Here is a 24,450-nt window from a genome sequence, read left to right as displayed (position 1 = left end):
AGCAAAGGCCATGGTCTTGCACACGATCCTTTAAATGCAATTGTGGGTCCTCGACCGATCGGCTGGATTTCATCACGCAATGCCGAGGGGCAACGCAATCTCGCTCCTTACAGCTTTTTTAATTGTTTCAATTACAAACCGCCCATCATTGGCTTTGCCAGCACAGGTTGGAAAGACAGTGTCGCCAATATCGTCGAAACAGGCGAATTTGTGTGGAACCTCACCACTCGCAGCCTTGCCGAGAAAATGAATCAAACCTCCGCCATGTTGCCACGCGGTCAAGATGAGTTTAGCTTTGCTGGACTCACGGCTAAAGCAGGCACGATTGTTAAGGCCGATTTAGTGGCTGAAAGCCCAGTGAATTTTGAATGTAAGTTGTCCCAATGTATTCAACTCACCGCCGCCAATGGCGACAAGATTGATACTTGGTTAGTGTTAGGTGAAGTGGTGGCCGTGCATATCGTCAAGCATTTACTCAATGCCGAGGGGATTTATCAAACCGCACTTGCTGAGCCCGTATTACGTGCCGGCGGCCCATCGGCTTATTATGGGATCTCCGAAGATCTGCGTTTCGATCTACATAGACCACAAGTGTAAGCGGCTGCTCAGGCGCCGCAGGGCTTTGGGTTTTTAAACTTCGTTTGAGTTTTTGACTTATGAGTTTTGGTCTCTCATGGCAGAGCAATTCATGACTTAAGCTTTTTTTAAAAGAAAAATCAAAGTCGTGGGGCTTCACCCCCTGATTTTTAATAAAGAGTCGACCAAGGAGGACTGCTCGTCCTATCCTCCTTGCCTTTCTTTTCACAAGCAGCCAAGACGCCCCTAACGGAGTTGAAAGCCCCTTGGGCATTAAGCGTTCTTATGCTATCGCGTCAGACGCTCGTCCCTGATTCGACTGACGCTATCTCGGCATCTGATAGACAGGATGCCTGAATGTGGTGAAGTGCATGGATGCACATGAGCGACCATGCCTCGCTCACGCAACGAACGCAAATGCCCTGCGTCAACTCCGAAGGGAAGGTGAACTTCTGTGATCTCGGGTTGGCAGTAAATCCCAAAAGAGTTATGTCCCATCTTTTCCAGTGGTCTCCATTCTTACTTTTTATCTGTAGCACAACCTTAATAATTGAGGCAAACAGCAGGTGGTAGTGGGATGTCCTCCTTTGCGATTAACGTTGGGAATTGGTTGGTGATTTGAGTGTATGACTCAGGGAACTTCAAACGTATCAATGACATTAAACGTTGATGCTGAGGATAGACCTTGGGTTCAAGTACCATTAGTAAGGATAAGTACTCCAATAGATGCTCAGGGTTAAATTTGTAATGGTTAGTATCCAATAACAGATACAGTGGATCTCGTCCGCTTTCCCTATATGGATAGCTAATATGCTGATTAACCAAATAATTGAGCAGTGGAAGATCGTGCTCCATTATCGCAATGTCAAGCCAACTTTTACCCGTATAATCTAGTTTGTCGATATCTAAACCTTCGCTGATAAGGGAAATCGTCCTGGTATGAGCCATGCGATACAAAGCATCGTAGTTGAAGGTCTCTTGACGTAATTGGCTGAGTTGTAACTCAGTGAAATACTCGGGGTTATAACCTAACAGTTGATAGAAAAATTCACGATTTACAGCCTCTTCTAACTGCGCGTCCTCGACCATTTTAATGGCTTCATTAATCTTATTCTGAGCCGCAAGCCCGTATATAGTGTTGTCTAAGCTGTGATTGCCACTTTGGCGTCTGGGGAGTGGTTGCCGTTGTTGGTAGTTAAAGCAGTCAGTTAATGCAGGATCAATATGATTGAGATTGCTGGCAGTGACCTCCTTGCCCTCTTTGATTAGTTTATCGCTAAAGTAAGAAAGATTATGTGGCTGCCATTGAGAATCTATTTTGTGAACTAATGACTGGCAGTCTGCAACTGCTTCAGGTGTAGCACTGTTTGCATGTAGTTGTGCAAAATTGGTGTTAAGTTCTGTTAATAAAGCGGAGTTAGGATCAAAAGTTAATGCTGTTTTAGGGCGGATCTCGGTGAGCGTGAGGCCATACATTTGCTGTAAATTTGTCATTTGTTGTGCATCGAAGCTGTAACCATGACGAGGAAAGAAACCTACGGCTTTTTGATCTGATTGAATGCTAAAGTTGGCGGTGCTATTTAGCCCGTGAAGCGCTTTAATTATTTTGACTTGTCGTACAATTAAGTCATCTTCTAATGGAATATTCATATGGAAATAGTCATCTAGACGATCAAGGGCATACTCCATGGTTGTGCCAAGGTATGCATCATCACTGAGAACACTGTTCTTTTCTAGCAGAGTGGTTACTATTTGATCTCTGCCGTAGTAGGCCGCGGTATCGATAAGGTGTAGAGTTTCGTTCTCTTGGATTCCAAAGCCTATAAATGCATCAGTATCATCAATATTTTCAATTGCTTGCAACAATAATTGCTGGCTAAGTGAATCTTGTTTAAGTAGCCAGTCAACATCATCGATGGTGAGCTTCGTTTCTTTAATGAGTGCTAGTGCGTCAGCTTGACTGAGTGTGGCAATATTTTCTATTTGAGATTGAGGTATGCTTCTCCCGATTAGCACAAAAGAGGGGAGATCAGGTACTAAGGCTTTTACTTGTTCGGTTAGGCTTTGATTTTGCTGATTAAGTTGCGAGTTCTTTTTGAGCATTTTTGCCCGCCAATTGGCAGCGAAATTAGAATTTAAAAAGTGATCTATAGCCAACGTAATATCATCGATAGAATATCCCTTGTCTAACCATTGATCCCACTCTTGCTCTCTAGCCCAATTCCAATGTGTTTCTTTTTCCGATGCGATAAGCTGCTGACAACTATGGTAGTTGTTAGGAGCCTTAAGCTTTGTTTGGGTAATTTCTTTTTCAAGTGTCGCGGATGATGAGGTAGAGGGCTGGGTTGTTTCTATCGTGTCATTGAAATACGACGAGCTGTTAGAGTTCTTTTGGGTAAAACAAAATAGCGCTGCAATACAGCCTAGTAAAGCGACAAGGTATTTCTTCATTTTGTTTCAATCCTTAAAACGAGAATAGAATTATAATTATGTTTTATAAGGGGATAATACCACTGGAGTTCGTCGTAATATGAAATTTTTATTTAGCCACCTATTGTAAAAGCACTTTGTTAACTCGTTTGATGTGTGGTTGTAAAAATAGATTTAAGATTTCGTAAGGGATGGGAAGATTAAACGCTGGCATGGAAGTGACCGTCCGCCCCATGGTCGCTTATTCACATCCATGAAGATTTAATCAGCCATCCATTCTTAAAGTTTCCATGAAAGAGAGCAGATAAAGGTTACAGGGATCACCAATATCCTCGGAGTTACCGTAGCAAAAGATAGGGCAGGCAAAACTCTTTTGGGATAAACATCTGACACCGAGATCACAGTAGTTCACCTACCCCTGCTAAGTTGCTGAAGGGCGTTAGCTATTTTCGAATAAGCACCGAAGCCAGTCACTAATGCATGTAACTTCGCTAGGGTGAATGCTGCGCAGCAGCGTTATGAACGAGAGTCATGGATGACGAACTGGCAGTTAGATATGGAAGTTGCTCGTCTTGGAGAATCCAAGGGCGAAGGCCTACGGCCGCTTTGAGCGCGAGATATGGATATCGAGCTGGCTATTTAACATGGACGTTTTTGATAGGACTAGCAGTCCTCATTGGTCGGGTATGGGGTGAGTGACAATTGTCTAACGGTGAGCTGAGCGGCAACAGCGATCTTATCCGCACGTCTCAGTGCTTGGACTCTAAATTCAGCTATTTTTTGTCGGCATAATCACCTTGTTAAGTGATTTGATTCACTTAGCAAGGTGTCTAAAGGTGTTGCTAGGGCTCAAATCGTCTACTGGTCAAATGCGTTGCGATTCTGACTTCTGAGATTATGCTAACTCAGGCACTGCAGAACCACTTCGTTCAACCCTACAAGCTCCAAAGTGAATAACCTGATATTCTGCTCCAGATTTTTTGATCGTTTCAAAAATATCAGATAGATGTCGTTTATGCTTTTTATCCGTGACCAATGCAATATCAACATCTGGACTATATTTTCCATTTTGATGTTGCTGTATTAAGGCATGAGTATTTTCATGATGGTATAAGGCATAATCTTTCACTCTCTCGCCCTCAGTGACGCCATCTTTCTTATAAGTTGCCAAGTTCAGCATGTCATCTCGAATACTCTCAACCGACTTATTTCGACTATTAGCTAAGAGAAGTAAATCGCTTTCACTGAGCCCTAGATGGGGCTCTAATCCTTTAAGCGCATCATTTGGTCGTTTATTCACTTCTGAAAGTACACTCGGCCCTTTAGTGAAGTTTTTATCCTCAGTATAGAAATCTATACGTAATCCATTGGGTACATGTGTCCATCCATCACCGACCTGGCGGCGAAAGGTGGTTGACTTATTCTCAAGCTCTTTCCATCCGCCGTGAGTCAAAATAACTAATTGTTTGGCATGACCTGTTTGGCTTAACGCTATGCCATTATGATTGAAGACTCTTGGTGATATTTTGGCTGCTACATTTTGGATATTCCGAACACTTTTCACATTTTTGGAAAAATTATTTTCGCTTTTCCCTACAGTGTCAAATATTGATTGAGTGGAAGTTATGGGAATAATGGGTGATAAAATTGATTTTGGCATACAGACCTAAAAAGTGGAACTACAAGAGTTGGTATTCTTATCTTATATATCATCAATTTCACTCGAAAATTCCCGAAGTATTCTGTAAAAATATTCCGGTAGTTCTTTTTACACTTAAGAATTTTTCGGGGTTAATATGTCTAGTTATGCAAAATATTGATACTAATGATAAAATTATGATCTGTTACGCTTAAAATCTGTTAGACATGAGCAGCTTTGGTTCAGTAAGGCTAGTGTTCTATTTGCTTCTACAAATTTTCCTTAATGTATAAGTCTGGCTTTTCACAGTAGAGCATGGACATGTCGATCTATTTGATGGCGTCAACATAGACACTTAAATACCATTCATCTACCTGCAGAGGCGTCATTTGGGTCAACAAACAAAAATTGCCGCTCACATTAAGTGTTGAATATCGTGGAGTGCATGAGCGACCATGGCGTGGATTTAAAATCCTCGACCTGATTTTATCTGGTGAGGGAAAGGGTGTCGCTGAGCTTTGGCGGTAGTCGAGGAACTTAAATAAGATAGCGGCAATAAATGAATGTCAGTGATGGTTGCCGTGATAGCTGTTTTAATAGCTTAAGTATTTTTGTGACACTGCAAAAGGATGACGTATGACTGCTGATAACCGCTATTTTTACGAACCGAGCAAAGGCCATGGTCTTGCACACGATCCTTTAAATGCAATTGTGGGTCCTCGACCGATCGGCTGGATTTCATCACGGAATGCCGAGGGGCAACGCAATCTCGCCCCTTACAGCTTTTTCAATTGTTTCAACTACAAACCGCCCATCATCGGCTTTGCCAGCACAGGTTGGAAAGACAGTGTCGCCAATATTGTCGAAACAGGGGAGTTTGTGTGGAACCTCACCACTCGCGGCTTAGCCGAGCAGATGAATCAAACCTCCGCCATGTTGCCACGCGGTCAAGATGAGTTTAGCTTTGCCGGACTCACGGCTAAAGCAGGCACCATTGTTAAGGCTGATTTAGTGGCTGAAAGCCCTGTGAATTTTGAATGTAAGTTGTCCCAATGCATCCAGTTAACTGCCGCTAATGGCGACAAGATTGATACTTGGTTAGTGTTAGGTGAAGTGGTGGCCGTGCATATTGCCAAGCATTTACTCAATGCCGAGGGGATTTATCAAACCGCACTTGCCGAGCCCGTATTACGTGCCGGCGGCCCATCGGCCTATTATGGGATCTCCGAAGATCTGCGTTTCGATCTACATAGACCACAAGTGTAGGGGCTGCTCAGGCGCCGCAGGGCTGTGGTTTTTTAAATTTCGTTTGAGATTGATCTTGGTGTAAAGGTTTGTGCATTAGAAATCTAAATCAACGTCGTGGGGCTTCACCCCACACCCGACCAAGGAGGACTGCTCGTCCTATCCTCCTTGGATGCTCCATGACGCCCCTAACGGAGTTGAAAGCCCCTTGTGCTCATTGACAAATTTGCTATCGCTTCCGAAGGATGCATCCCTGCACCTGCGAAAGCTAGCTCGCCATCCATGGCGAGACTCACGCCATTTGTCTATTCGCCCTGCGGCAACTCCGAGGGGATGGTGTATCCCTTAAGTTTTAATGTTGTTAGTTAGCCCTGAAAAGCCAAATAATTGTGAGTGTCTTAATTCTCAGCTGGGCTGAGACGCCAGATATATGTTGCAAGACCGCCAATCATTAATAACCGATACTCTGCTGTAAAAGGTGATATATCAATTTAGCGTGAATGTAGTTTGAAAAGGAAAGTACATTTGCCTTCTAAACCTGAAGTAACTATATATCTCCTCATTTATTATTGATTTTCATGACTTTTTATTTTTGTGATCAAAGTTTTATTATTCATTACAGTCTTAAGGTGTTCGACCCACGTTTTTGTATAAAGATAATGATCAAAACCCTCTATGTAGCCTGCATATTCACCTTTAAAAGAGGCCTCAATGCTCTGCGGTCTAGCCTTGAAGTATTTCCAACACTTTGTGTGCATTGCCATATTGAACTCAGAGAAATGGTCATTTAAAAGAGCGACAACCTTGCCTGGTTTTAACTTATATGGAGACTCAACTCCCTTAATAAAAGCTATACCACGTTCATAATTCCTGAGCTGCTCAGCACTCAGTTTTTCTACATTAACAAACTCAATAGTCAAATCAGAGCTTTTTGCATGATTGCCTACTTTTGGGACCAAAAATGCTCTTAATCGGAAGTGTTGACTTTGAAATACCTCTTCATCGAGGTCTTTTCTAAAAGTTTCCATATATTCCCGAACAACACGATAGTTCTCTCTTTGTAGCTGCTTCATTGCATCAATTTGAGCCTGCTCAGCAATTCTGGTTAACTGCATTGCAATGGCGAGATTTACGCATAGGGTGTGTGTGTCTCCAAATTCCTTAATCAGAAGGTTCTCAAAATTGGAAAGAGCTGATTGGCATTCTCCCGCAACTGCAAGGTCCAAAGCAGGAAGACTTCGGTGTTCTATTCTGTTTCTTAGCCCAACCAAAAATTCAATATTAGCTACCTCAGCCGCTCCAGTATTTTGCCAGTAATACCGACAACATTTTGATAATTCCCAAGCTTTCGTATCCCCATCAATCATGACTGGATTACCAGAGCCATCTAGGTACCTATAATCTACCCCTTGTTTCTCGAAAATTGCGTGAAACAAGGAAGTGTAAGCAATCACAATATTCACTATAAACCCATAGGTTTTATAGTGAGTAAAAGGATTGTTATAGGTTGATACTGCTAGCAAGGCAAATTCCTTTGCTTTCTCAAGCAAAATACCTCGTGAAGAGAGATCTGTCGTTTGTTGCAGTTTTTGGCTGTGAACGGTCCTGAACTCTTCCAAACTCATGTAGGCAAAGCCCGAGCTGGAATAATCCATACCAATCTTCTCCACATACTGATGCCAACGCTTTGTTGGGTATGTTTTGCATGTCTCAACTGTCCAGTCTGTAGCTTCAGCAAGCTCTTTTATCGTGAAAGTTTCACCTGATCGCTCCTTACTAACAAGAAAGCTGAAAGCTCGGTCTACTTTTTGATATTTACTGGCATGTGCTTTTTGCTGTACAAGTTGTTGCTCAGGCAGGTTAGAGATAAGCTCCAGAATTCCTTCCAACGTAGCACTCGCCATTTGGTATTTTTGATAAAACGCTTTCTTAGTTCCGCACTCATCCAAAGCCGCTTGAAGTGCAATTTTGGCTTTATTTTTACCTGCTAATTGCACCCAGTGTTCGATAGCGACATTTCTAGCCTTTCCAGAAAACTGACCTCCAGGCTTATAGCTACTGTTAATTTTTGAAATAGCTTCGGAGAATGACCAATCCTTATTTATTTGCATTATCTGATTCCTTTCTTAGTAGCTAGAGATCATTAACTAATCTGAACTTATGGCCCTCCTCGTGATCGGATTTTTTGACCACGAGAGTCACATTACACCGGAGATCCTATGCATAAGTTAGTGTAAGCATTTTTCGATGTCGATGATTTTTTTGCTGTTTTCCTCCTGCATTTATAGAGACACCCATTGTTGAATTTTGCAATGCTGATGGCTATTGGTATTAACAGCCAAAGCCGAAGTGACAGAATACACCTCCCCTCGGAGTTGTCGCAGGGCGAATAGACAAATTGCGTGAGTCTCGGCATGGATGCCGAGCTAGCTTTCGCAGGTGCAGGGACGCATCCTTCGGAAGCGATAGCGAATTTGGCAATGAGCACAAGGGGCTTTCAACTCCGTTGGGGGCGTCTTGGAGAATCCAAGGAGGATAGGACGAGCAGTCCTCCTTGGTCGGGTGTGGGGTGAAGCCCCACGACTTTGATTTAAAATAACAAACGAAGTTTGGATATGTAGATTTTCTTGGCCGTAAGGCCGTATTCAAAGTGAAATACGGCGAAAACTGGGGTTTATTATTTACAGCCCAACTGGCAAACGTTAGCCAGCCAAGCTAACAAATTATCGTGTTATTTGATCAATGCGATCGCATCACTGCTGGGTGCCGTCCATTACACCAATCACTCTCGAGATATAGTGAAATCATCTCAATCATTATGATTTATTGGTTACGTGTTTGTTAAGTTATTGACTAATGACATTCTCATTGATAATTTACCCTACTTAAAAAATCATTGGTAATAATAGGTTACCTAAGTAGTACTTTGTGATGAGCTTAACTCGCTTAATACAATGTGCGGTATGGATAGACAATAACTTAATGGATTAAACGCAATGAAAAAAATGATCTTATGTACCCTTGTTTTAAGTCTTGCTGCTTGTAAGAGTACAGATGTAAGAAACATCGCCGATTCTGTGTCTGATATCGCAGGCATCGCTAGCACAGGTACTTCAGGCGGCACTTCCGGTAGTAGTTCCATCCCCACTTACGAACATCAGACTCAGCAATACTCGAATAGCTCCGAACCATTTTATATTAGTGATAATACTAAGATGTCTCCGGAACGCGGTGCGATCCGCTCTATTACCCAGGAGAAAAATCCTAAGGGTATGACTATGGTCAGGGTATTGGCATACCATCAAGACAGTGGCGCAGCGATGGAAAGTAATACTTACTTTTATAAGGTTGACGGTAATGGTTGGCTAAGTGATGTGCCGTTGGCGATGTTCCGCCCAGAAACCATAGATATCAATAGCGGTGTCTATTATCTGAAGGCTCAGAGTGACACTGGAAAATTCTACACCTCAGGCATGATAACCTTGGCTAGAGGCGTCACCAATGTGGTGTCGATTGAGCTTCAATAGGTAATTTTATCCTAAAAGGATAATGATTGACGTCATCACGAAGATGCCGTAAGTGTCATTTTCTTATTGAAAGTAAAAACAAAACCCCAGTAAAAACTGGGGTTTATTATTTGCAGCTCAACTGGCAAAGGTTAGCCAGCTAAGCTAACCAATTATCGCGTTATTTGATAAACGCGAATGCATCACCGTAGAGATGCGCTTCTTCTACACCAATCTCACGGAAGATTTCCCGTGCTGCACCCACCATATCGAAACGGCCGGCGATGTAGATGTCGTAGCCATTTAAGCTGACAAAATCTTGTTTGATTTGCGCTAGCAGATTGGCAGTTTTACCTTGCCAATTGGCTGGGGCTTCTTCGATCACTGGGACGAAGTTCAACCAAGGGTGAGCGTCGTGCCACTCGCGGGCGATGGCTTCAAAATACATGGCATCTTGGGTGCGACAACCCCAATACAGGGTGGTTTTAACCTGTTGGCCAATGGCGATTTGGTGCTCGACGATACTTTTAATGTAAGAGAAACCAGTGCCGCCGGCGATTAAGAGGCGAGGGCGTTGGCTTTCGTGGCGCAGATGGGCTTCGCCGCCTGGGGCTTCGATATCGATAGTGCTGCCATCAATGGCGCAGGCTTTCATGCGCTCGACCACTTGCATTGGGTAGCTTTCACTTACAGCGGCGCCAATGTGTAATTCGATCAGCTCGGCGTTTGGCGCTGACGCGATAGAGAAGGGACGTTTATCTTTTTCACCCATGACAACACATAAGTATTGCCCCGCTTGGAAATCGAAGGCGGTTTCTGGTCTTAACAATACTTGATATACGGCATCGTTAAATGGGCTAACTTTCTCTATCTTACAACGTATGGTTTTCATCAAACTTCCTTTGCACCTTTCTTCAACAGTATGTGTCTAGGTGTCGCTTTAGCGGCCTGTTATTGGCCTATTCTCTTGGCTTAAGCCGATATTTGAGTAACGGCTTAAGCTGAATTATAGGGTTGGGCTGTCGTCTATGCCTAACTCATCCCAGATTGAGTCGATCTTTTGTTTTACTTTTGGATCCATCACGATTGGCGTGCCCCATTCGCGGTTGGTTTCGCCTTCCCACTTGTTAGTGGCGTCGAGTCCCATTTTTGAGCCTAAGCCCGCGACGGGTGAGGCAAAATCGAGGTAGTCGATCGGGGTGTTTTCGATCATCACAGTATCGCGTTTAGGGTCCATGCGGGTGGTGATCGCCCAGATCACATCCTGCCAGTCACGGCAGTTCACATCTTCATCGACGATGACAATAAACTTAGTGTACATAAATTGGCGTAGGAAAGACCACGCGCCCATCATCACCCGTTTGGCGTGTCCCGGATATTGTTTACGAATAGAGATCACTGCCATGCGGTACGAACACCCCTCAGGCGGTAGATAAAAATCAACGATCTCAGGATATTGCTTACGCAAAATCGGCACAAACACTTCGTTTAATGCAACTCCCAGCATGGCGGGCTCATCCGGTGGACGGCCTGTGTAAGTGCTGTGGTAGATGGCATCTTTACGGTGAGTGATGTGGGTAACGGTAAATACTGGAAACTTATCGGTTTCGTTGTAGTAACCCGTGTGATCGCCGTAGGGGCCTTCTTCCGCCAGTTCTTCAGGATCGATATAACCTTCGAGGATGATTTCACTGGTGGCGGGCACTTCTAAGTCGCAGCTTAATGCCTTGCAGACTTCGGTACGTTCACCGCGCAGTAAACCGGCAAAAGCGTATTCGCTCATGGAATCTGGGACTGGGGTGACGGCACCTAAAATGGTCACAGGATCGGCACCAAGCGCGACCACAACCGGATAACGCTCACCGGGGAATTGTTGTTTAAAATCAGCAAAGTCTAACGCGCCGCCACGGTGGGATAACCAGCGCATGATCAGCTTGTTTTTACCCAGTAATTGTTGGCGATAAATGCCTAAATTCTGACGACTCTTGCGCGGGCCTTTGGTGATGGTTAAGCCCCATGTCACCAGTGGTGCGACATCGCCCGGCCAGCAATGCTGAATAGGTAATTGGGTCAAATCGACTTCATCGCCGGTTTTGATCACTTGTTGACAAGGGGGATTGCGCACTGTCTTTGGCGGCATATTCAAGGCTTGCTTGAACATAGGGATCTTAGCGATCGCGTCTTTAAAGCCCCGTGGTGGTTCGGGTTCTTTTAAAAAGGCTAACAGTTCGCCCACTTCTCGCAACGCTAAGGGATCGTCTTTACCGAGCGCCATGGCCACACGTTTTGGCGTACCGAACAGGTTTACCAACACGGGCATGTGATGATCTTTGGGATTTTCAAATAATAGCGCAGGGCCCTTAGCGCGTAATACGCGATCGGCGATCTCTGTCATTTCTAAATGAGGATCAACTGGGTAGCTAATGCGTTTGAGTTCGCCATTGGCTTCCAGATGATCAATAAAGCTGCGTAAATCCTTAAAACTCATGTGGAAATAGCCTCTGCAATGAAAATCCGTGTGGCGCGCACTATAGCATTTTTCTGTTTTAGGGTTAACCAATTCAGTGATCTTCAAGCTTAGGAAGCGTAAAATGGACGCCAGTAAGTCACGATTGATCTCGCTTACGCCCTTTATTTCGAGGTTTATATGAATATCCCAGTAACGTTTACTCAAGGAAAGTGTGTTCAAAGTCAATCACATGGCGTGCATAAGCGGCCGCTAAAGTGCTTGGTTTTGTCGCTGGCTGTGGGGATATCGCTCTTGGGCGCGCTCAGTGTGTCGACTGCGGCGGTTGCCGGAAATCGGGACCATTCGGAGCAAGGCGAGCGCCAAGGTCATCGTGATAGCCACAGTCGTGGAGAAAGTCATTACAACAATCGTCATGACAACCATTACGACAACCGCCATGTACGCAACGATAATCGCCATTATCGTCCCTATTACCGACCTTATTACCCTTGGGGTTTAGGACTGGGTTTAGGGCTTGCAACAGGTTGGGGTTCTGGCTGGAATGTCGGTTATGGTGTGAACAGCCAATGGAATAATGATTGGGGCTGGAATACTTCGCGTGACGCTTACGCTCGAAATTACTGGAACTCGCCCTATTCGGGCATAGGATTGTCGATTCCTATGCGCTACGACGATGAACCTGTGGCGATTTCTGCGCCTGTAAGGGTGACAACCAGTATGCAATATTCTGCGAGTGAAGGCCGTATGGTGTCGAGCATGCCTGCAAATATGGCCGGACAAACGAACGGGCAACTGGTGTCGCAAACGAGTAACGCCACTGGCAAAACAGTTGCGACTCCGCGTCCACGGGCAGCGCACAGCGTGTCTAGCTTGCCGAGTAATGCCAGAATTGTGCAGCAGGATGGCCGTACACTTTACGAGTGGCAAGGCACGCTTTATGCCTTCGACTGGAACAGTCAAACTTATCAAGAACAGTTAGTCAGATAGATTTACATTAGGTAAATGACTGAGAAATTGGAGCCCCTTAGTGGGCTCCAATTTATTTTTAGCACTTAACTTTTTAATTAATATCATTTTATAGAATAGCGGAGAAGACGTTTGGATATTGCTCAAAATCAGGCAGCTCAAAATAAGGCTAAGGGAGCCAGTACTCTGTGGGTGTTGCTCGCCTTAGCGCTTGGCACATTTGCCTTAGGTACCACAGAATTTGCTTCCATGACTTTAGTGCCCTATATCGCCAGCGATTTAGACGTAGATGTCGCCCACGTGAGCTATGCCATTAGTGCCTATGCGCTGGGGGTTGTGGTCGGTTCGCCGATAATTATGGTGTTGGCTGTTCGGGTTAGGCGACGAACGCTGCTGATTGCTTTAGCTGCGTTAATGGCGATTGCCAATGGCTTAAGTGCGTTAGCGCCATCATTGAATTGGCTAATCTTTTTCCGTTTTCTCAGCGGCTTGCCCCACGGTGCCTATTTTGGTGTGGCTATGTTGCTCGCGGCCTCTTTAGTGCCGCCAGAAATGAAGGCTCGCGCCGTATCGCGGGTGATTATTGGCCTTACACTGGCGACGATTATCGGTGTGCCGTTTGCCACTTGGATGGGGCAAACCGTGGGCTGGCGCTCAGGCATTGGCATAGTGGCAATTTTGGCGACCATTACTGCTGTGATGGTGTATTTTTTAGCGCCTAATCAAGCCGTGGCCGCTGATGCGAGTCCCAGAAAAGAGCTACAAACCCTGAAAAATCGTGAAGTCTGGCTGACGCTCGGTATCGCGGCCATTGGCTTTGGCGGTATCTTCTGCGTGTATACCTATCTGGCTGAAACCTTAATCCAAGTGACACAAGTCGAGCCGTTTAAGATCCCGATTATGATGGCGGTATTTGGTATTGGCGCAACATTGGGGACGCTAGTGTGTGGCTGGGCGGCGGATAAGTCGGCCTTAGCGGCTGCGTTTTGGTCGTTAGTGTTAAGCACTGTGGTATTAGCGATTTACCCGAGTTTGACCGGATATTATTGGGCGCTGATGCCCGTAGTATTCTTTGTCGGTTGTGGCTTGGGACTTGCCACTATTGTGCAAGCCAGATTGATGGATGTGGCGCCCGATGGGCAGGCCATGACAGGTGCGTTAGTGCAATGTGCCTTTAATCTCGCCAATGCAATTGGCCCTTGGGTGGGCAGTTTAGTGATCCTGTCTGGAAAAGGGATTGCCGCGACAGGTTATGCGGCGTCTTTGTTGTCATTAGGAGGACTTGTGATGTGGTGGCTGACCCACAGGGAGAGTCGCCGCGCGGTGAGCTTAAACACAGCCAATTGCGCTGACTAGCAAGCGGATCACTCAGGTTCGAGGTGCTGCTATCCTGCATCTCGAAGCTGTTTTGCTCAATCCGCCAACCTCAGTTTCCGCGAGGGCTAGGCTCTTTGTATGGTGATATCGGCGATATAACCATGCTCTGTGGCAACTAAGGCTTGCTTGAGCATACCTGCTGCTTCATCGGCGGACATAAAACTTGAGGTATCTAATGCTTTACCGCTACTTGGCCAAAAGCCTGTATCCATGCCGCCGGGATACACGGCAATCAACTTCATTGGGCTTTGTTTAAGCTCTAATCGCACCGACTCGATAAATCCTCGTACCGCCCATTTTGCCGCGCAGTAAGTGGACTCTCCCGCTTTGGCGGCAAGCGCTGCGGTGGACATAACCACAACCACAGTGACCGCTTGATCTTTATAGCGTTTGACTAGCTCGCGCACCAACAGAATCGTCGAGGTGACATTGTTATTGAGCAGGCTGTGGATATCGCTGGCAGTTTGGGTTTCAATCGCACCAAAGTAGCCGCTGCCCGCACAGTGGATCACGGTTTTAGGGGCTTGCGTTAGGCCATCGAACAGGGCTTCGAGACTCGATTCACTGGCGAGATCGGCGGTGATCGCGGCGATAGGCTTGTTGGAGAAGGGCGTTAATGCATTGGCGACGGTTTGTAGACGCTCGGCATTGCGGCCTGTGAGTGTAAGCGGTTCATTTTCTTTGGCGTAGAGTGATGCTAGCGCCGCGCCTAAACCACTGCTGGCGCCGGTAATTAATATCATAGTGACCTCGGTTAATGCTGCCTTTGCTTGAAAACCGCAGCTTAAACTCAAGTGCGCTTCAATTCATGATAAGGCGAGCGGTTAGATTAAGGTAAATAGTGGTTGATCGAATGCCACTTCATCGCCGTCTTTGGCCCAAATAGTGCTGACCACGCCATCGCGTTCGGCTTGGATGGGATTCATCATTCTCATCGCTTCGATAATGCAGACAACTTCACCTTGGCTCACCTTTTGGCCGACTTTAACCAGCGGCACATCATCGAGTTCTGCCGCCGCATAAAAAGTGCCGACCATAGGTGAGACTTGCACAAAACCTTCAGCACTTGGCGAAACGGTGGTTTGTTTTGCCTGTGTATTTAAAGGTGCCACGCGTGCTGTGGCTGGCGTTTGCGATGACTGCACATTGGCTGGCATAGGGCTGTAGCGAGTGATGCGAATCGACTCTTCACCTTCGGTGATCGCCAGTTCTGCTATGTCAGATTCTTGCACTAACTCAATGAGTTTTTTAATTTTACGAAGATCCATTGCCATTTATCTGCCCTTGCAAAACACGCTATTGAATGGGATTACTGTGGCTGGTTGAGCCGCTTAATGGCCGCTGCCAGTGCAAACTCATACCCCTGAGAACCGAAACCGCAAATCACGCCTATCGCCTTATCGGAAAAATAGGAATGGTGACGGAAGGCTTCACGGGCGTGCACATTGGATAAATGCACTTCAAAGAACGGAATCGCGACGCCAAGCAAGGCATCACGCAGGGCGACGCTAGTATGGGTAAAGGCGGCGGGATTGATAATGATCATCTGCGCATCGGTCGCATGAATCGCGTTGATCAACTCAAACTCGGCGTTTGACTGAATATGCTCAAGCTCAACTTCCGCTAACTTTGCCTGCTGATTTAACTCCGCCACTATGTCGGCCAAGGTTTGATGACCATAAACGCTGGGCTCGCGGCGACCTAAGAGGTTGAGATTGGGGCCATTGACGAGCAAAATTTTGTGACTCATTGCGCTTTCCTTTACGACATGCCTTGGGATTAAAGCTGGGAGGCATTTTTTAGTTTTGTTGATAGGTCACTAACTTAACCTGTTCAAATCGATTTTGCATTATCCGTTAGTCGATTGTGTGCGAGCTGATCATGTACGAGCCGACTATGCCATTGAAATCCAACGCCATTGTCGGCCGATTTCAACTGCGGCCTAACTTCTATCTAAGCTAGTAGAGCGACTAATTATTAAAGCTAATAGTCAGTCTTTTGCTGACGCATGGCTTTAGTGGCGCCTTTTTGTTTCTTGGACTCTAATCGCCGCGTTTGGCTGCCTTTAGTTGCGCGGGTAGGAATGCGTTTTTTCTGCACTTCACCGACACTGGCGATTAAGGCGATAAATTGCTCCAACGCCGTTTGGCGGTTGGCATCTTGGCTGCGACTCGCTTGGCATTTGATGATGATTTTGCCGCTTTTAGTGATGCGGTGATCGGCCTTGTTGAGCAAACGTTCTTGGTAAAACTCGGGTAATGATGAGCTTCTAATATCGAAGATCAGCTGCGCAGCTGTGGACACTTTATTTAAGTGCTGGCCGCCAGCGCCACTCGAACGGATAAATTGCCACTCGATTTCATTTTCCTGAAGTTCCACACGGTTTGAGATTTTTATCATGGCAAACTTAGGCATTTTTCAGCATGGATTGAGAAGCTATCAATAATCACTTATGGCTTTTCAATAGATTTGTTATCATCGGGCGCATTCTTTGCCACTGCATTGGCCAAGGCCATTGCTTGCAAAAGTGTTCTCGATTCGGAGTGCCTCTATGTTATGCCAAATCCCCGATATTGCTAAGGGTGTTATCAGTCTTTTTGCCAGTGGCCGACTATCCTCCACCGATTATCGGACCCGTTTACAGCCAGCGATTAAGAGTTATCGTAAGGATTGGGGCCAAGTTTGCCTGTATATTGAGGCGGACGTGTTACTCGAGGGCTGGGAATTTGAGTCACTCACCGGCAGTGGTGAAGTCCAATTACCTAATTTTGAAGCCTTAGTATTTGTGGGCGGTCCTGATTGGGTGGGAAATTCGGTGCGCTTACTTGGGCCTTTTATGCAGGGCGAAGTGGCATGGTTTCCCCTAGAACAGAAAACCAAAGCGATTGCTTGGATCACTAAGCGTTCGAATATCTAATGGTCTTATGTAGACCGTATTTACAAGGAATGAAGTATGTCTTTATTTAAATCGCGCGCTTTTTCTAAGCAAAATGTTTCTAAAATCAGTGCTATTACGTTGGTGCTGGCGTTTACCGCTGGGCTGAGTGCCTGCGCGCCAGAAGTTGGTAGCGATGCTTGGTGTAAGCAGATGAAAGATAAGCCGTCTGGCGATTGGACTGCCAATGAAGCCGCCGATTACGCTAAACATTGCGTGTTTAAATAAGCTGGCTTTTGAATAAAACGCAGGTTTAAGCATCACAGCCGAGCATGCAAATATTAGCATACTAATGTTTGCAAGCTGTGAACTTCTGCTTCAGCTTTGGGTCAGATGCTGGGTAACCCGTAGTCCTTGACCCTTAAATAAGTGACTCAACCATTGTTAATGCTAATAAGGTGATATTTGAATTCTACCGCTAAGCCATTTTTTACTCGAATGGTGACCTTACTGATAGCCATTATCGTGCTGCAATTTGCTGGCGCGAATCTGGGTGCGCATCAGTTACATGCGGGCAATGGCGCGGAAGAAGCCGATAATCATCCCCATCTGCAATTTAGCGCCCAAGTGACCACTTTGGCCCAATGTGTCGATTGCGTTTGCCCAAGCGAGCAAGCCCTTGGCTTTGCCGATATTGGTGCAAGTATTGATGTGCTAGGCAATAACGCGGGTGAAAATCATGCCAGTGAATTGCATTCCCACTTAGTGAAAACCACTGAATTACAAGATTTTGACCTGTGCCTCGATTGCCAATGCCATGGCGGCCATGTGGCGCTGTTATCTCCTGGGCTAAGCCAGCCTGTGCAAGCGTTAGAAAGCGTCTTTCTCGCTGCTAATGTATCCTATTTCCAGCCCGATAATTTACCTAAGTACCGTCCTCCAATAGCTTAATCCCCCAATATCCAGCTTATTCCTCGGTCTAAAGATCTTGATTCATCTTCTTGGATCTCAATCTATTTCGCCGCGCGATAAGCCTTTTATATTCATCCCCCAAATGCGATTTAACTGATGCTCAGCAGCGTGAGTTGTCGTGCCGGCCATCGGCCTTTTAGCCATGCGATGTGTTGGTTATGCATAGCTTAAGTTACGCATAGTGTTAGCTATGTATTGCTTGGCGGGATGATTCGATCGGCGCTTATTTGCCATGCTCAGAACGATAGGATTGCTTTACATTGAGCTATTTCAAATGAAGCTCAAATCTAGCTGTCTCACATTGGGCGCAAAAGTCAGCCGATCCACATTCGATATTGTTAGGATTTGCGATGAACAAAACGACTCTCGCCCGTACCTTGGCTTGCCTGTTTCGATCGGGCTTGCTGAGCTGCGGATTAGTATTGGCTGCCGGATTGTTAGCCTTTGCCCTCGCGGCAGAAAATGACACTCTTGAAGTCTTCCTTGAAACCAATGCGCTTGAAACCAAAGCCCCTGAAGCCGAGGTGTTTAAAGCTCAATCACTGGGCTTACCCGCCAAAGAAACCGACACGCCATATGTCGCTTTTGGCCAATGGTTGCCCGCGTTACTCACACAGTTCAATCAGTTACCTGAAGTGCAGGCGCAGCTTACACGGCAGCAACAAGCAGAGCTTGCCATTCAGGCGGCGGATCGCGCCGTGTATAACCCTGAGCTTGGGCTTAACTATCAAAATGCCGACACAGATTCCTACAGTTTAGGCCTGAGTCAAACCCTTGATTGGGGTGATAAGCGCGGCGTGGCGACAAAACGTGCCGAGCTTGAAGCCCAAATCCTGTTCGCTGATATAGGTTTAGAGCGTAACCAAATGTTGGCCGAACGCTTACTGGCGTTGGCAGAACAGGCGCAAAGTCGTAAAGCGCTGACCTTTGCCGAGCAGCAACTCAGGTTTACTAAGGCGCAGCTCGGCATTGCCAAGCAGCGGTTGGCGGCGGGGGATTTGTCTAACGTTGAGTTGCAATTGATGCAACTCGAATTAGCAACCAATACCGCCGATTATGCCTTAGCCGAGCAGGTAGCTTTAGTGGCTGACGGCAAAGTGATTGAGTTGCTTGGGGATAATAATCTCGCCTTTAGTGAGTTCATCAAGGAGATCCATGTCTTCGTGGCTCAGGCTAAGCAAGCGCCAGCGCCCGAGTTGAGCACCTACAAATCAACTTTGCCAGCACTGGCGAGCGCTTACCAACAAGTGCTGTTGGCGCGAGTCAATGCCATGCAAGTCAAGGCTGATACGTCAGCGGACCCGACCATTAGCCTAGGCGCAGAAAAGGAGGGCACGGACAATAAGCTCGGGGTCGGTGTATCGATTCCTCTGCAAGTTCGCAATAACTACAGTGAGTTACAAGCAGTGGCCGATAAGGGTATCGCGATCGCCGAGCAAGGCTATCTTGCCCGTGAGCGAGTACTTACCGCCAAGCAGAAACACGTCCTCTACGCGTTACCGCGTTTACTTGAGCGTTACCAAGACTGGCGCGAGTTAGTACAAGTGTCCGGTGCCAAAGCTGCTAAATCCTTAAGCCAACAATGGCAGGCGGGCGATGTGAGTACCAGCGAGTACTTGCAGAGTCGCCGTCAGTTGGCCGCCAGTTATTTGGTGGGGTTGAACCTAGAAACGGCCATTTATCAGAGCTGGTTAACGTGGATGGGCGAAAGCGGTCAGCTTATGCCCTTTTTGAATGGTACGGCTGAACAGATCGGCCAAGCACCTTCACACATGCCAAATGCCGCCGCGCGCACAGTAAACCAATGAGGTAACCCAAATGAATTCACATAATCACTTTAACGCTACTAAGTCTTATCCAGTTGTAATGTCAGAAACTGCAGCGCCTGACATCATTGCGCCTCAAATCACAGTACCTGCAAAGCGGCAGTTCATGCTGTCGACACTCGCCCTCGCATTATGTGTGCTCGGCTCTGCTGCGCTTTTCACCGCCCAACCTTCATGGGCAGGGGACGATCACGGTTCAGCTACTCAAACTGAGCAAGCGGATGAACACGGTGCACAGGCGCTTAAGTTGACCCAAGTGCAGCAAGCTTTGGCGGACATTAGCTTGTTACCCCTGTCGAGCGATAGCTTGAATATCGCCAATTTGAATCTGGATATCAGGGCGACGGCGACCTTAGTGGTGGATCGCGATAGAACTGCCACCCTTGCACCACAGCTCGATGTGCGCGTGTTGGCGCGCCACGTGGTGCCGGGACAAGAAGTCAAAAAAGGTGAGCCTTTACTGACCTTGGGTGGCTCAGCCGTTGCGCAGGCACAGGCGGATTACATCAATGCCGCCGCAGAATGGAGCCGAGTCAAACGCATGAGCGAAGGCGCCGTGAGTGTCAGCCGCCGTATGCAGGCGCAGGTGGATGCCGAACTTAAACGCGCGATTTTAGAGGCGATTAAGATGACGCAAGCACAAATTCGCGCACTGGAATTGACGCCCGAAGCCATCGGCAGTTATCAACTTTTAGCGCCGATTGACGGACGAGTGCAGCAAGATATCGCCATGTTAGGCCAAGTATTTAGTGCGGGCACGCCGTTAATGCAGCTGACCGACGAGTCTTATTTATGGGTCGAGGCGCAGCTAACGCCTACCCAAACTGCGCATATCACTGTCGGCAGTGCGGCCTTAGTGCAAGTGGGGGATAAAACGCTGGCGGGCAAGATCATAGGCCGTTCCCATGAACTCGATAGCGTGACGCGCACCGAGCAAGTGCTGGTGAGTATGCCTAATCCTGATCATGTGCTGCATGCGGGGCAATTTGCCGAACTCTACTTTGCCAATACTGTCGCCAGCTCTGCTGATAAGGCTGGTGGAATCGTGCTGCCCGATGCGGCGCTCACCCGCAGTGGCGATGGCGACTGGCAGATTTTTATTCAAGATGAAGATGGCTTCGAGTCGATTGAGGTAGAAGTGGTGCAGCGTCAGCGCGGCTTGAGTTTAGTGCGCGGCGCTGAGCTTGAAAAAGCCCAGCAGGCACAACTCAAGGTCGTGGTGGCTGGCGCATTTTTCTTGGCGTCCGAGCAGGCGAAAGCAGGCTTTGATATCCATAACCATTAATGTCGCCACTGAACGCTTGAGGAATTTTCTATGTTGCAAAAATTAATCGAAGCCGCGATTAAAAATCGGCTGTTAGTGGTGTTGGCCTTGCTCGCCATGATAATGGCAAGCGTGGTGATGCTGCCTAAATTGAATCTCGATGCCTTTCCCGATGTGACTAACGTGCAAGTGACCATCAATACTGCGGCCGAAGGGTTAGCCGCAGAAGAGGTGGAAAAGCTCATTAGTTATCCGGTGGAATCGGCCATGTACGCCTTGCCGGCGGTGACAGAGGTACGTTCCTTGTCGCGTACCGGCTTGTCGATTGTGACTGTGGTATTTGCCGAAGGGACGGATATTTACTTCGCCCGTCAGCAAGTGTTTGAACAGTTGCAAGCGGCGCGGGAGATGATCCCAAGCGGCGTCGGTGTGCCCGAGATCGGCCCGAATACTTCGGGATTAGGACAGATTTATCAGTACATTCTGCGCGCTGAACCTAGCTCAGGTATCGATGCTGCCGAGCTGCGCAGTTTGAACGATTACCTTGTGAAACTCATCATGATGCCCGTTGGCGGCGTGACTGAAGTCTTGTCTTTTGGTGGCGATGTGCGCCAATACCAGGTACAGGTCGACCCGAATAAATTGCGCGCCTATGGCTTGTCGATGGCGCAAGTCACCGAGGCATTAGAGAGCAATAACCGCAACGCTGGCGGTTGGTTTATGGACCAAGGCCAAGAGCAACTTGTGGTGCGCGGCTACGGCATGTTGCCTGCAGGAGCAGAAGGCTTAGCGGCGATCGCACAGATCCCGCTTACGGAGGATAAAGGCACGCCCGTGCGGGTGGGCGATATCGCTCAGGTGGATTTTGGCAGTGAAATTCGTGTCGGCGCTGTGACTATGACTCGCCGCGATGAGGCTGGCAACGTACAAAACCTCGGCGAAGTGGTGGCGGGGGTCGTGCTTAAACGCATGGGCGCCAACACCAAAGCGACTATTGATGATATCGGCGCGCGGGTGAGTCTTATCGAGCAGGCCTTGCCCGATGGCGTGTCTTTTGAAGTGTTTTACGATCAAGCCGAACTGGTCGATAAGGCCGTGACCACAGTGCGCGATGCGTTGTTAATGGCCTTTGTGTTTATCGTGGTGATCTTGGCGCTGTTCCTCGTCAATATCCGCGCAACCTTGCTGGTGCTCTTGTCTATTCCTGTGTCTATCGGGCTCGCGCTCATGGTGATGTCCTACTATGGATTGTCGGCAAACCTGATGTCGCTGGGCGGTTTAGCCGTGGCGATTGGTATGTTAGTCGATGGTTCCGTGGTGATGGTAGAGAACATTTTCAAACACTTAACTCAGCCGGATCGTCGACATTTGCTGGAGGCGAGAACGCGCGCCGATGGTGAGGCAGACCCATATCATAGCGATGAGGACGGTGGTCAGCAGGCCAATATGGCTGTGCGCATCATGCTCGCGGCCAAAGAGGTGTGTAGTCCAATCTTCTTCGCGACGGCGATTATCATAGTGGTATTTGCGCCGCTGTTTGCCCTCGAAGGTGTTGAAGGCAAGCTGTTCCAGCCGATGGCAGTTAGTATCATTCTGGCTATGATATCAGCGCTGCTGGTGGCCTTGATTGCCGTGCCAGCCCTTGCTGTGTATCTGTTCAAGCGGGGTGTGGTACTCAAACAAAGTGTGGTCTTAGCGCCGCTGGATGCGGCTTATCGCAAGCTACTGACAGCAACGCTTGCTAGGCCAAAGGTAGTGATGCTCAGTGCCTTATTGATGTTTGCTTTGAGCCTCTTATTGCTACCAAGGCTGGGTACCGAATTTGTGCCTGAGCTGGAGGAAGGCACGATTAACCTCAGGGTCACGCTGGCACCAACCGCGAGTTTGGGCACGTCTTTGGCGGTCGCGCCCAAGCTTGAATCTATCTTGCTGGAGTTTCCCGAGGTGGAATATGCCCTGAGCCGCATTGGTGCGCCTGAGCTTGGCGGCGATCCTGAGCCTGTGAGTAATATCGAGGTTTATATTGGACTTAAGCCAATATCTGAATGGCAATCGGCAAGTTCGCGCTTAGAGTTGCAACGCCTGATGGAGGAAAAACTCAGTGTGTTCCCCGGACTCTTACTGACTTTCTCGCAGCCGATTGCGACTCGGGTAGATGAATTGCTCTCGGGGGTAAAAGCCCAGTTAGCGATCAAAATTTTCGGCCCAGATTTAGCCGTGTTATCGGAGAGAGGCCAAGCGCTCACCGATCTTGTCGCGAAAATTCCCGGTGCCGTCGATGTGTCATTAGAGCAAGTGAGCGGCGAGGTGCAATTGGTTGTGCGGCCCAAACGCGAGTTATTGGCACGTTACGGCATTAGTGTCGATCAAGTGATGAGCCTTGTCAGCCAAGGCATTGGCGGCGGGAGTGCAGGTCAAGTGATCGACGGCAACGCAAGATACGACATCAATGTGCGCCTCGCGGCCGAGTTTCGCACTAGTCCTGATGCGATTAAGGACTTGTTACTCAGCGGCACGAATGGCGCCACTGTGCGCTTAGGCGAAGTCGCCAGCGTCGAAGTGGAAATGGCGCCGCCAAATATTCGCCGTGACGATGTGCAGCGCCGAGTGGTGGTGCAGGCCAACGTGGCGGGGCGTGATATGGGCTCTGTGGTGAAAGACATTTATGCTTTAGTGCCACAGGCGGATTTACCCGCGGAATATACAGTGATCATTGGCGGCCAGTATGAGAATCAGCAGCGAGCGCAGCAAAAGCTGATGCTAGTGGTGCCGATTTCTATCGCCTTGATTGCCTTGCTGTTGTACTTCTCCTTTGGGTCATTCAAGCAAGTGTTACTCATCATGGCGAACGTGCCCTTAGCCTTGATTGGCGGCATAGTGGCCCTGTATGTCAGCGGCACTTATTTGTCAGTGCCTAGCTCCATCGGTTTTATCACCTTATTTGGGGTGGCCGTGCTTAACGGTGTGGTGTTAGTGGATTCGATTAATCAGCGCAGGCAAAGCGGCGAAGCACTCTATGATTGTGTTTATGAGGGCACGGTTGGGCGTTTGCGCCCCGTGTTGATGACGGCATTGACCTCGGCCTTAGGCTTGATCCCGATTCTATTGTCATCGGGGGTTGGCAGTGAAATCCAAAAGCCGCTGGCAGTGGTGATAATTGGTGGCTTGTTCAGCTCGACGGCGCTGACCTTGCTAGTGTTGCCGACCTTATATCGCTGGTTATATCGTGGCGACAAGCGCATCGATGAGCTTGATTAACCTCAAGTAAGCCGACAACGTGGGCAATAACTTGTTATATTTCGGG

Annotated in this window: 20 protein-coding genes; 11 read left to right on the top strand and 9 right to left on the bottom strand. The window is 47.6% G+C overall.

Annotation, left to right across the window (positions count from 1 at the left end; translation table 11 throughout):
* Positions 1 to 597 (top strand): flavin reductase family protein (locus BM607_RS18060; RefSeq protein WP_071940710.1); only part of this gene is annotated, 597 nt, incomplete at its 5' end.
* Positions 598 to 1,119: 522 nt separating this feature from the next.
* Here the strand turns inward: BM607_RS18060 and BM607_RS18050 are convergent.
* A complete protein-coding gene (locus tag BM607_RS18050; RefSeq protein ID WP_006079943.1) occupies positions 1,120 to 3,027 on the bottom strand; it encodes a hypothetical protein in 1,908 nt (635 codons plus the stop codon).
* Positions 3,028 to 3,901: 874 nt separating this feature from the next.
* The gene (locus tag BM607_RS18045) at positions 3,902 to 4,666 is read right to left on the bottom strand and encodes a putative adhesin (RefSeq protein WP_071940709.1); all 765 of its coding nucleotides are present in this window, start codon (positions 4,664 to 4,666) and stop codon (positions 3,902 to 3,904) included.
* Positions 4,667 to 5,281: 615 nt separating this feature from the next.
* On the opposite strand from BM607_RS18045, the gene BM607_RS18040 reads away from it, so the two are divergent.
* Entirely contained in the window at positions 5,282 to 5,911 is a 630-nt protein-coding gene (locus tag BM607_RS18040; RefSeq protein ID WP_011845657.1) for a flavin reductase family protein, read from the top strand.
* Positions 5,912 to 6,456: 545 nt separating this feature from the next.
* On the opposite strand, the gene BM607_RS18035 is transcribed toward BM607_RS18040, so the two are convergent.
* The gene (locus BM607_RS18035) at positions 6,457 to 8,001 is read right to left on the bottom strand and encodes a DUF3644 domain-containing protein (protein WP_249269614.1); all 1,545 of its coding nucleotides are present in this window, start codon (positions 7,999 to 8,001) and stop codon (positions 6,457 to 6,459) included.
* Positions 8,002 to 8,895: 894 nt separating this feature from the next.
* Between BM607_RS18035 and BM607_RS18025 the strand changes: the two genes are divergently transcribed.
* A complete protein-coding gene (locus BM607_RS18025; protein ID WP_249269613.1) occupies positions 8,896 to 9,417 on the top strand; it encodes a hypothetical protein in 522 nt (173 codons plus the stop codon).
* Positions 9,418 to 9,577: 160 nt separating this feature from the next.
* On the opposite strand, the gene fre is transcribed toward BM607_RS18025, so the two are convergent.
* Complete coding sequence (gene fre / locus BM607_RS18020; RefSeq protein WP_071940021.1) at positions 9,578 to 10,288, bottom strand: NAD(P)H-flavin reductase; 711 nt, start codon at positions 10,286 to 10,288, stop codon at positions 9,578 to 9,580.
* Between the two features lie 114 nt (positions 10,289 to 10,402).
* Entirely contained in the window at positions 10,403 to 11,884 is a 1,482-nt protein-coding gene (ubiD, locus tag BM607_RS18015) for a 4-hydroxy-3-polyprenylbenzoate decarboxylase (protein ID WP_006079949.1), read from the bottom strand.
* A gap of 159 nt (positions 11,885 to 12,043) precedes the next feature.
* Between ubiD and BM607_RS18010 the strand changes: the two genes are divergently transcribed.
* A complete protein-coding gene (locus BM607_RS18010) occupies positions 12,044 to 12,853 on the top strand; it encodes a hypothetical protein (protein ID WP_071940020.1) in 810 nt (269 codons plus the stop codon).
* Positions 12,854 to 12,964: 111 nt separating this feature from the next.
* Positions 12,965 to 14,188, top strand: a complete 1,224-nt coding sequence (locus BM607_RS18005) for an MFS transporter (RefSeq protein WP_071940019.1) — start codon at positions 12,965 to 12,967, stop codon at positions 14,186 to 14,188.
* Between the two features lie 86 nt (positions 14,189 to 14,274).
* On the opposite strand, the gene BM607_RS18000 is transcribed toward BM607_RS18005, so the two are convergent.
* From BM607_RS18000 to arfB, 4 genes are all read right to left on the bottom strand, one after another.
* Entirely contained in the window at positions 14,275 to 14,952 is a 678-nt protein-coding gene (locus BM607_RS18000; protein ID WP_071940052.1) for an SDR family NAD(P)-dependent oxidoreductase, read from the bottom strand.
* A gap of 81 nt (positions 14,953 to 15,033) precedes the next feature.
* Entirely contained in the window at positions 15,034 to 15,483 is a 450-nt protein-coding gene (accB, locus tag BM607_RS17995; protein ID WP_071940018.1) for an acetyl-CoA carboxylase biotin carboxyl carrier protein, read from the bottom strand.
* A gap of 35 nt (positions 15,484 to 15,518) precedes the next feature.
* Positions 15,519 to 15,959: a type II 3-dehydroquinate dehydratase gene (aroQ, locus tag BM607_RS17990; RefSeq protein WP_006084274.1), complete on the bottom strand. Its 441-nt coding sequence runs from the start codon at positions 15,957 to 15,959 to the stop codon at positions 15,519 to 15,521.
* Positions 15,960 to 16,192: 233 nt separating this feature from the next.
* A complete protein-coding gene (arfB, locus tag BM607_RS17985) occupies positions 16,193 to 16,624 on the bottom strand; it encodes an alternative ribosome rescue aminoacyl-tRNA hydrolase ArfB (protein WP_006084272.1) in 432 nt (143 codons plus the stop codon).
* A gap of 136 nt (positions 16,625 to 16,760) precedes the next feature.
* On the opposite strand from arfB, the gene BM607_RS17980 reads away from it, so the two are divergent.
* The 6 genes from BM607_RS17980 to BM607_RS17955 all read left to right on the top strand — a co-directional run bounded on the left by BM607_RS17980 (position 16,761) and on the right by BM607_RS17955 (position 24,404).
* Positions 16,761 to 17,126: an STAS/SEC14 domain-containing protein gene (locus BM607_RS17980; RefSeq protein WP_006079956.1), complete on the top strand. Its 366-nt coding sequence runs from the start codon at positions 16,761 to 16,763 to the stop codon at positions 17,124 to 17,126.
* 36 nt (positions 17,127 to 17,162) lie between these two features.
* Complete coding sequence (locus BM607_RS17975) at positions 17,163 to 17,372, top strand: DUF3012 domain-containing protein (protein WP_071940017.1); 210 nt, start codon at positions 17,163 to 17,165, stop codon at positions 17,370 to 17,372.
* 210 nt (positions 17,373 to 17,582) lie between these two features.
* Entirely contained in the window at positions 17,583 to 18,035 is a 453-nt protein-coding gene (locus BM607_RS17970) for a hypothetical protein (protein WP_071940016.1), read from the top strand.
* Positions 18,036 to 18,406: 371 nt separating this feature from the next.
* Positions 18,407 to 19,864 (top strand): TolC family protein, encoded by a 1,458-nt coding sequence (locus tag BM607_RS17965; protein ID WP_071940015.1) that lies wholly within the window; start codon positions 18,407 to 18,409, stop codon positions 19,862 to 19,864.
* A gap of 10 nt (positions 19,865 to 19,874) precedes the next feature.
* Positions 19,875 to 21,167, top strand: a complete 1,293-nt coding sequence (locus BM607_RS17960) for an efflux RND transporter periplasmic adaptor subunit (RefSeq protein WP_071940014.1) — start codon at positions 19,875 to 19,877, stop codon at positions 21,165 to 21,167.
* Between the two features lie 30 nt (positions 21,168 to 21,197).
* Positions 21,198 to 24,404 (top strand): CusA/CzcA family heavy metal efflux RND transporter, encoded by a 3,207-nt coding sequence (locus tag BM607_RS17955; RefSeq protein WP_071940013.1) that lies wholly within the window; start codon positions 21,198 to 21,200, stop codon positions 24,402 to 24,404.
* Positions 24,405 to 24,450 lie beyond the last annotated feature (46 nt).

Source organism: Shewanella sp. SACH, assembly GCF_001887095.2.
Taxonomy (GTDB): domain Bacteria; phylum Pseudomonadota; class Gammaproteobacteria; order Enterobacterales; family Shewanellaceae; genus Shewanella; species Shewanella baltica.
The sequence above is the reverse complement of the archived record's forward strand: the minus strand, read 5'-3'. Positions and strand labels throughout refer to the sequence as shown.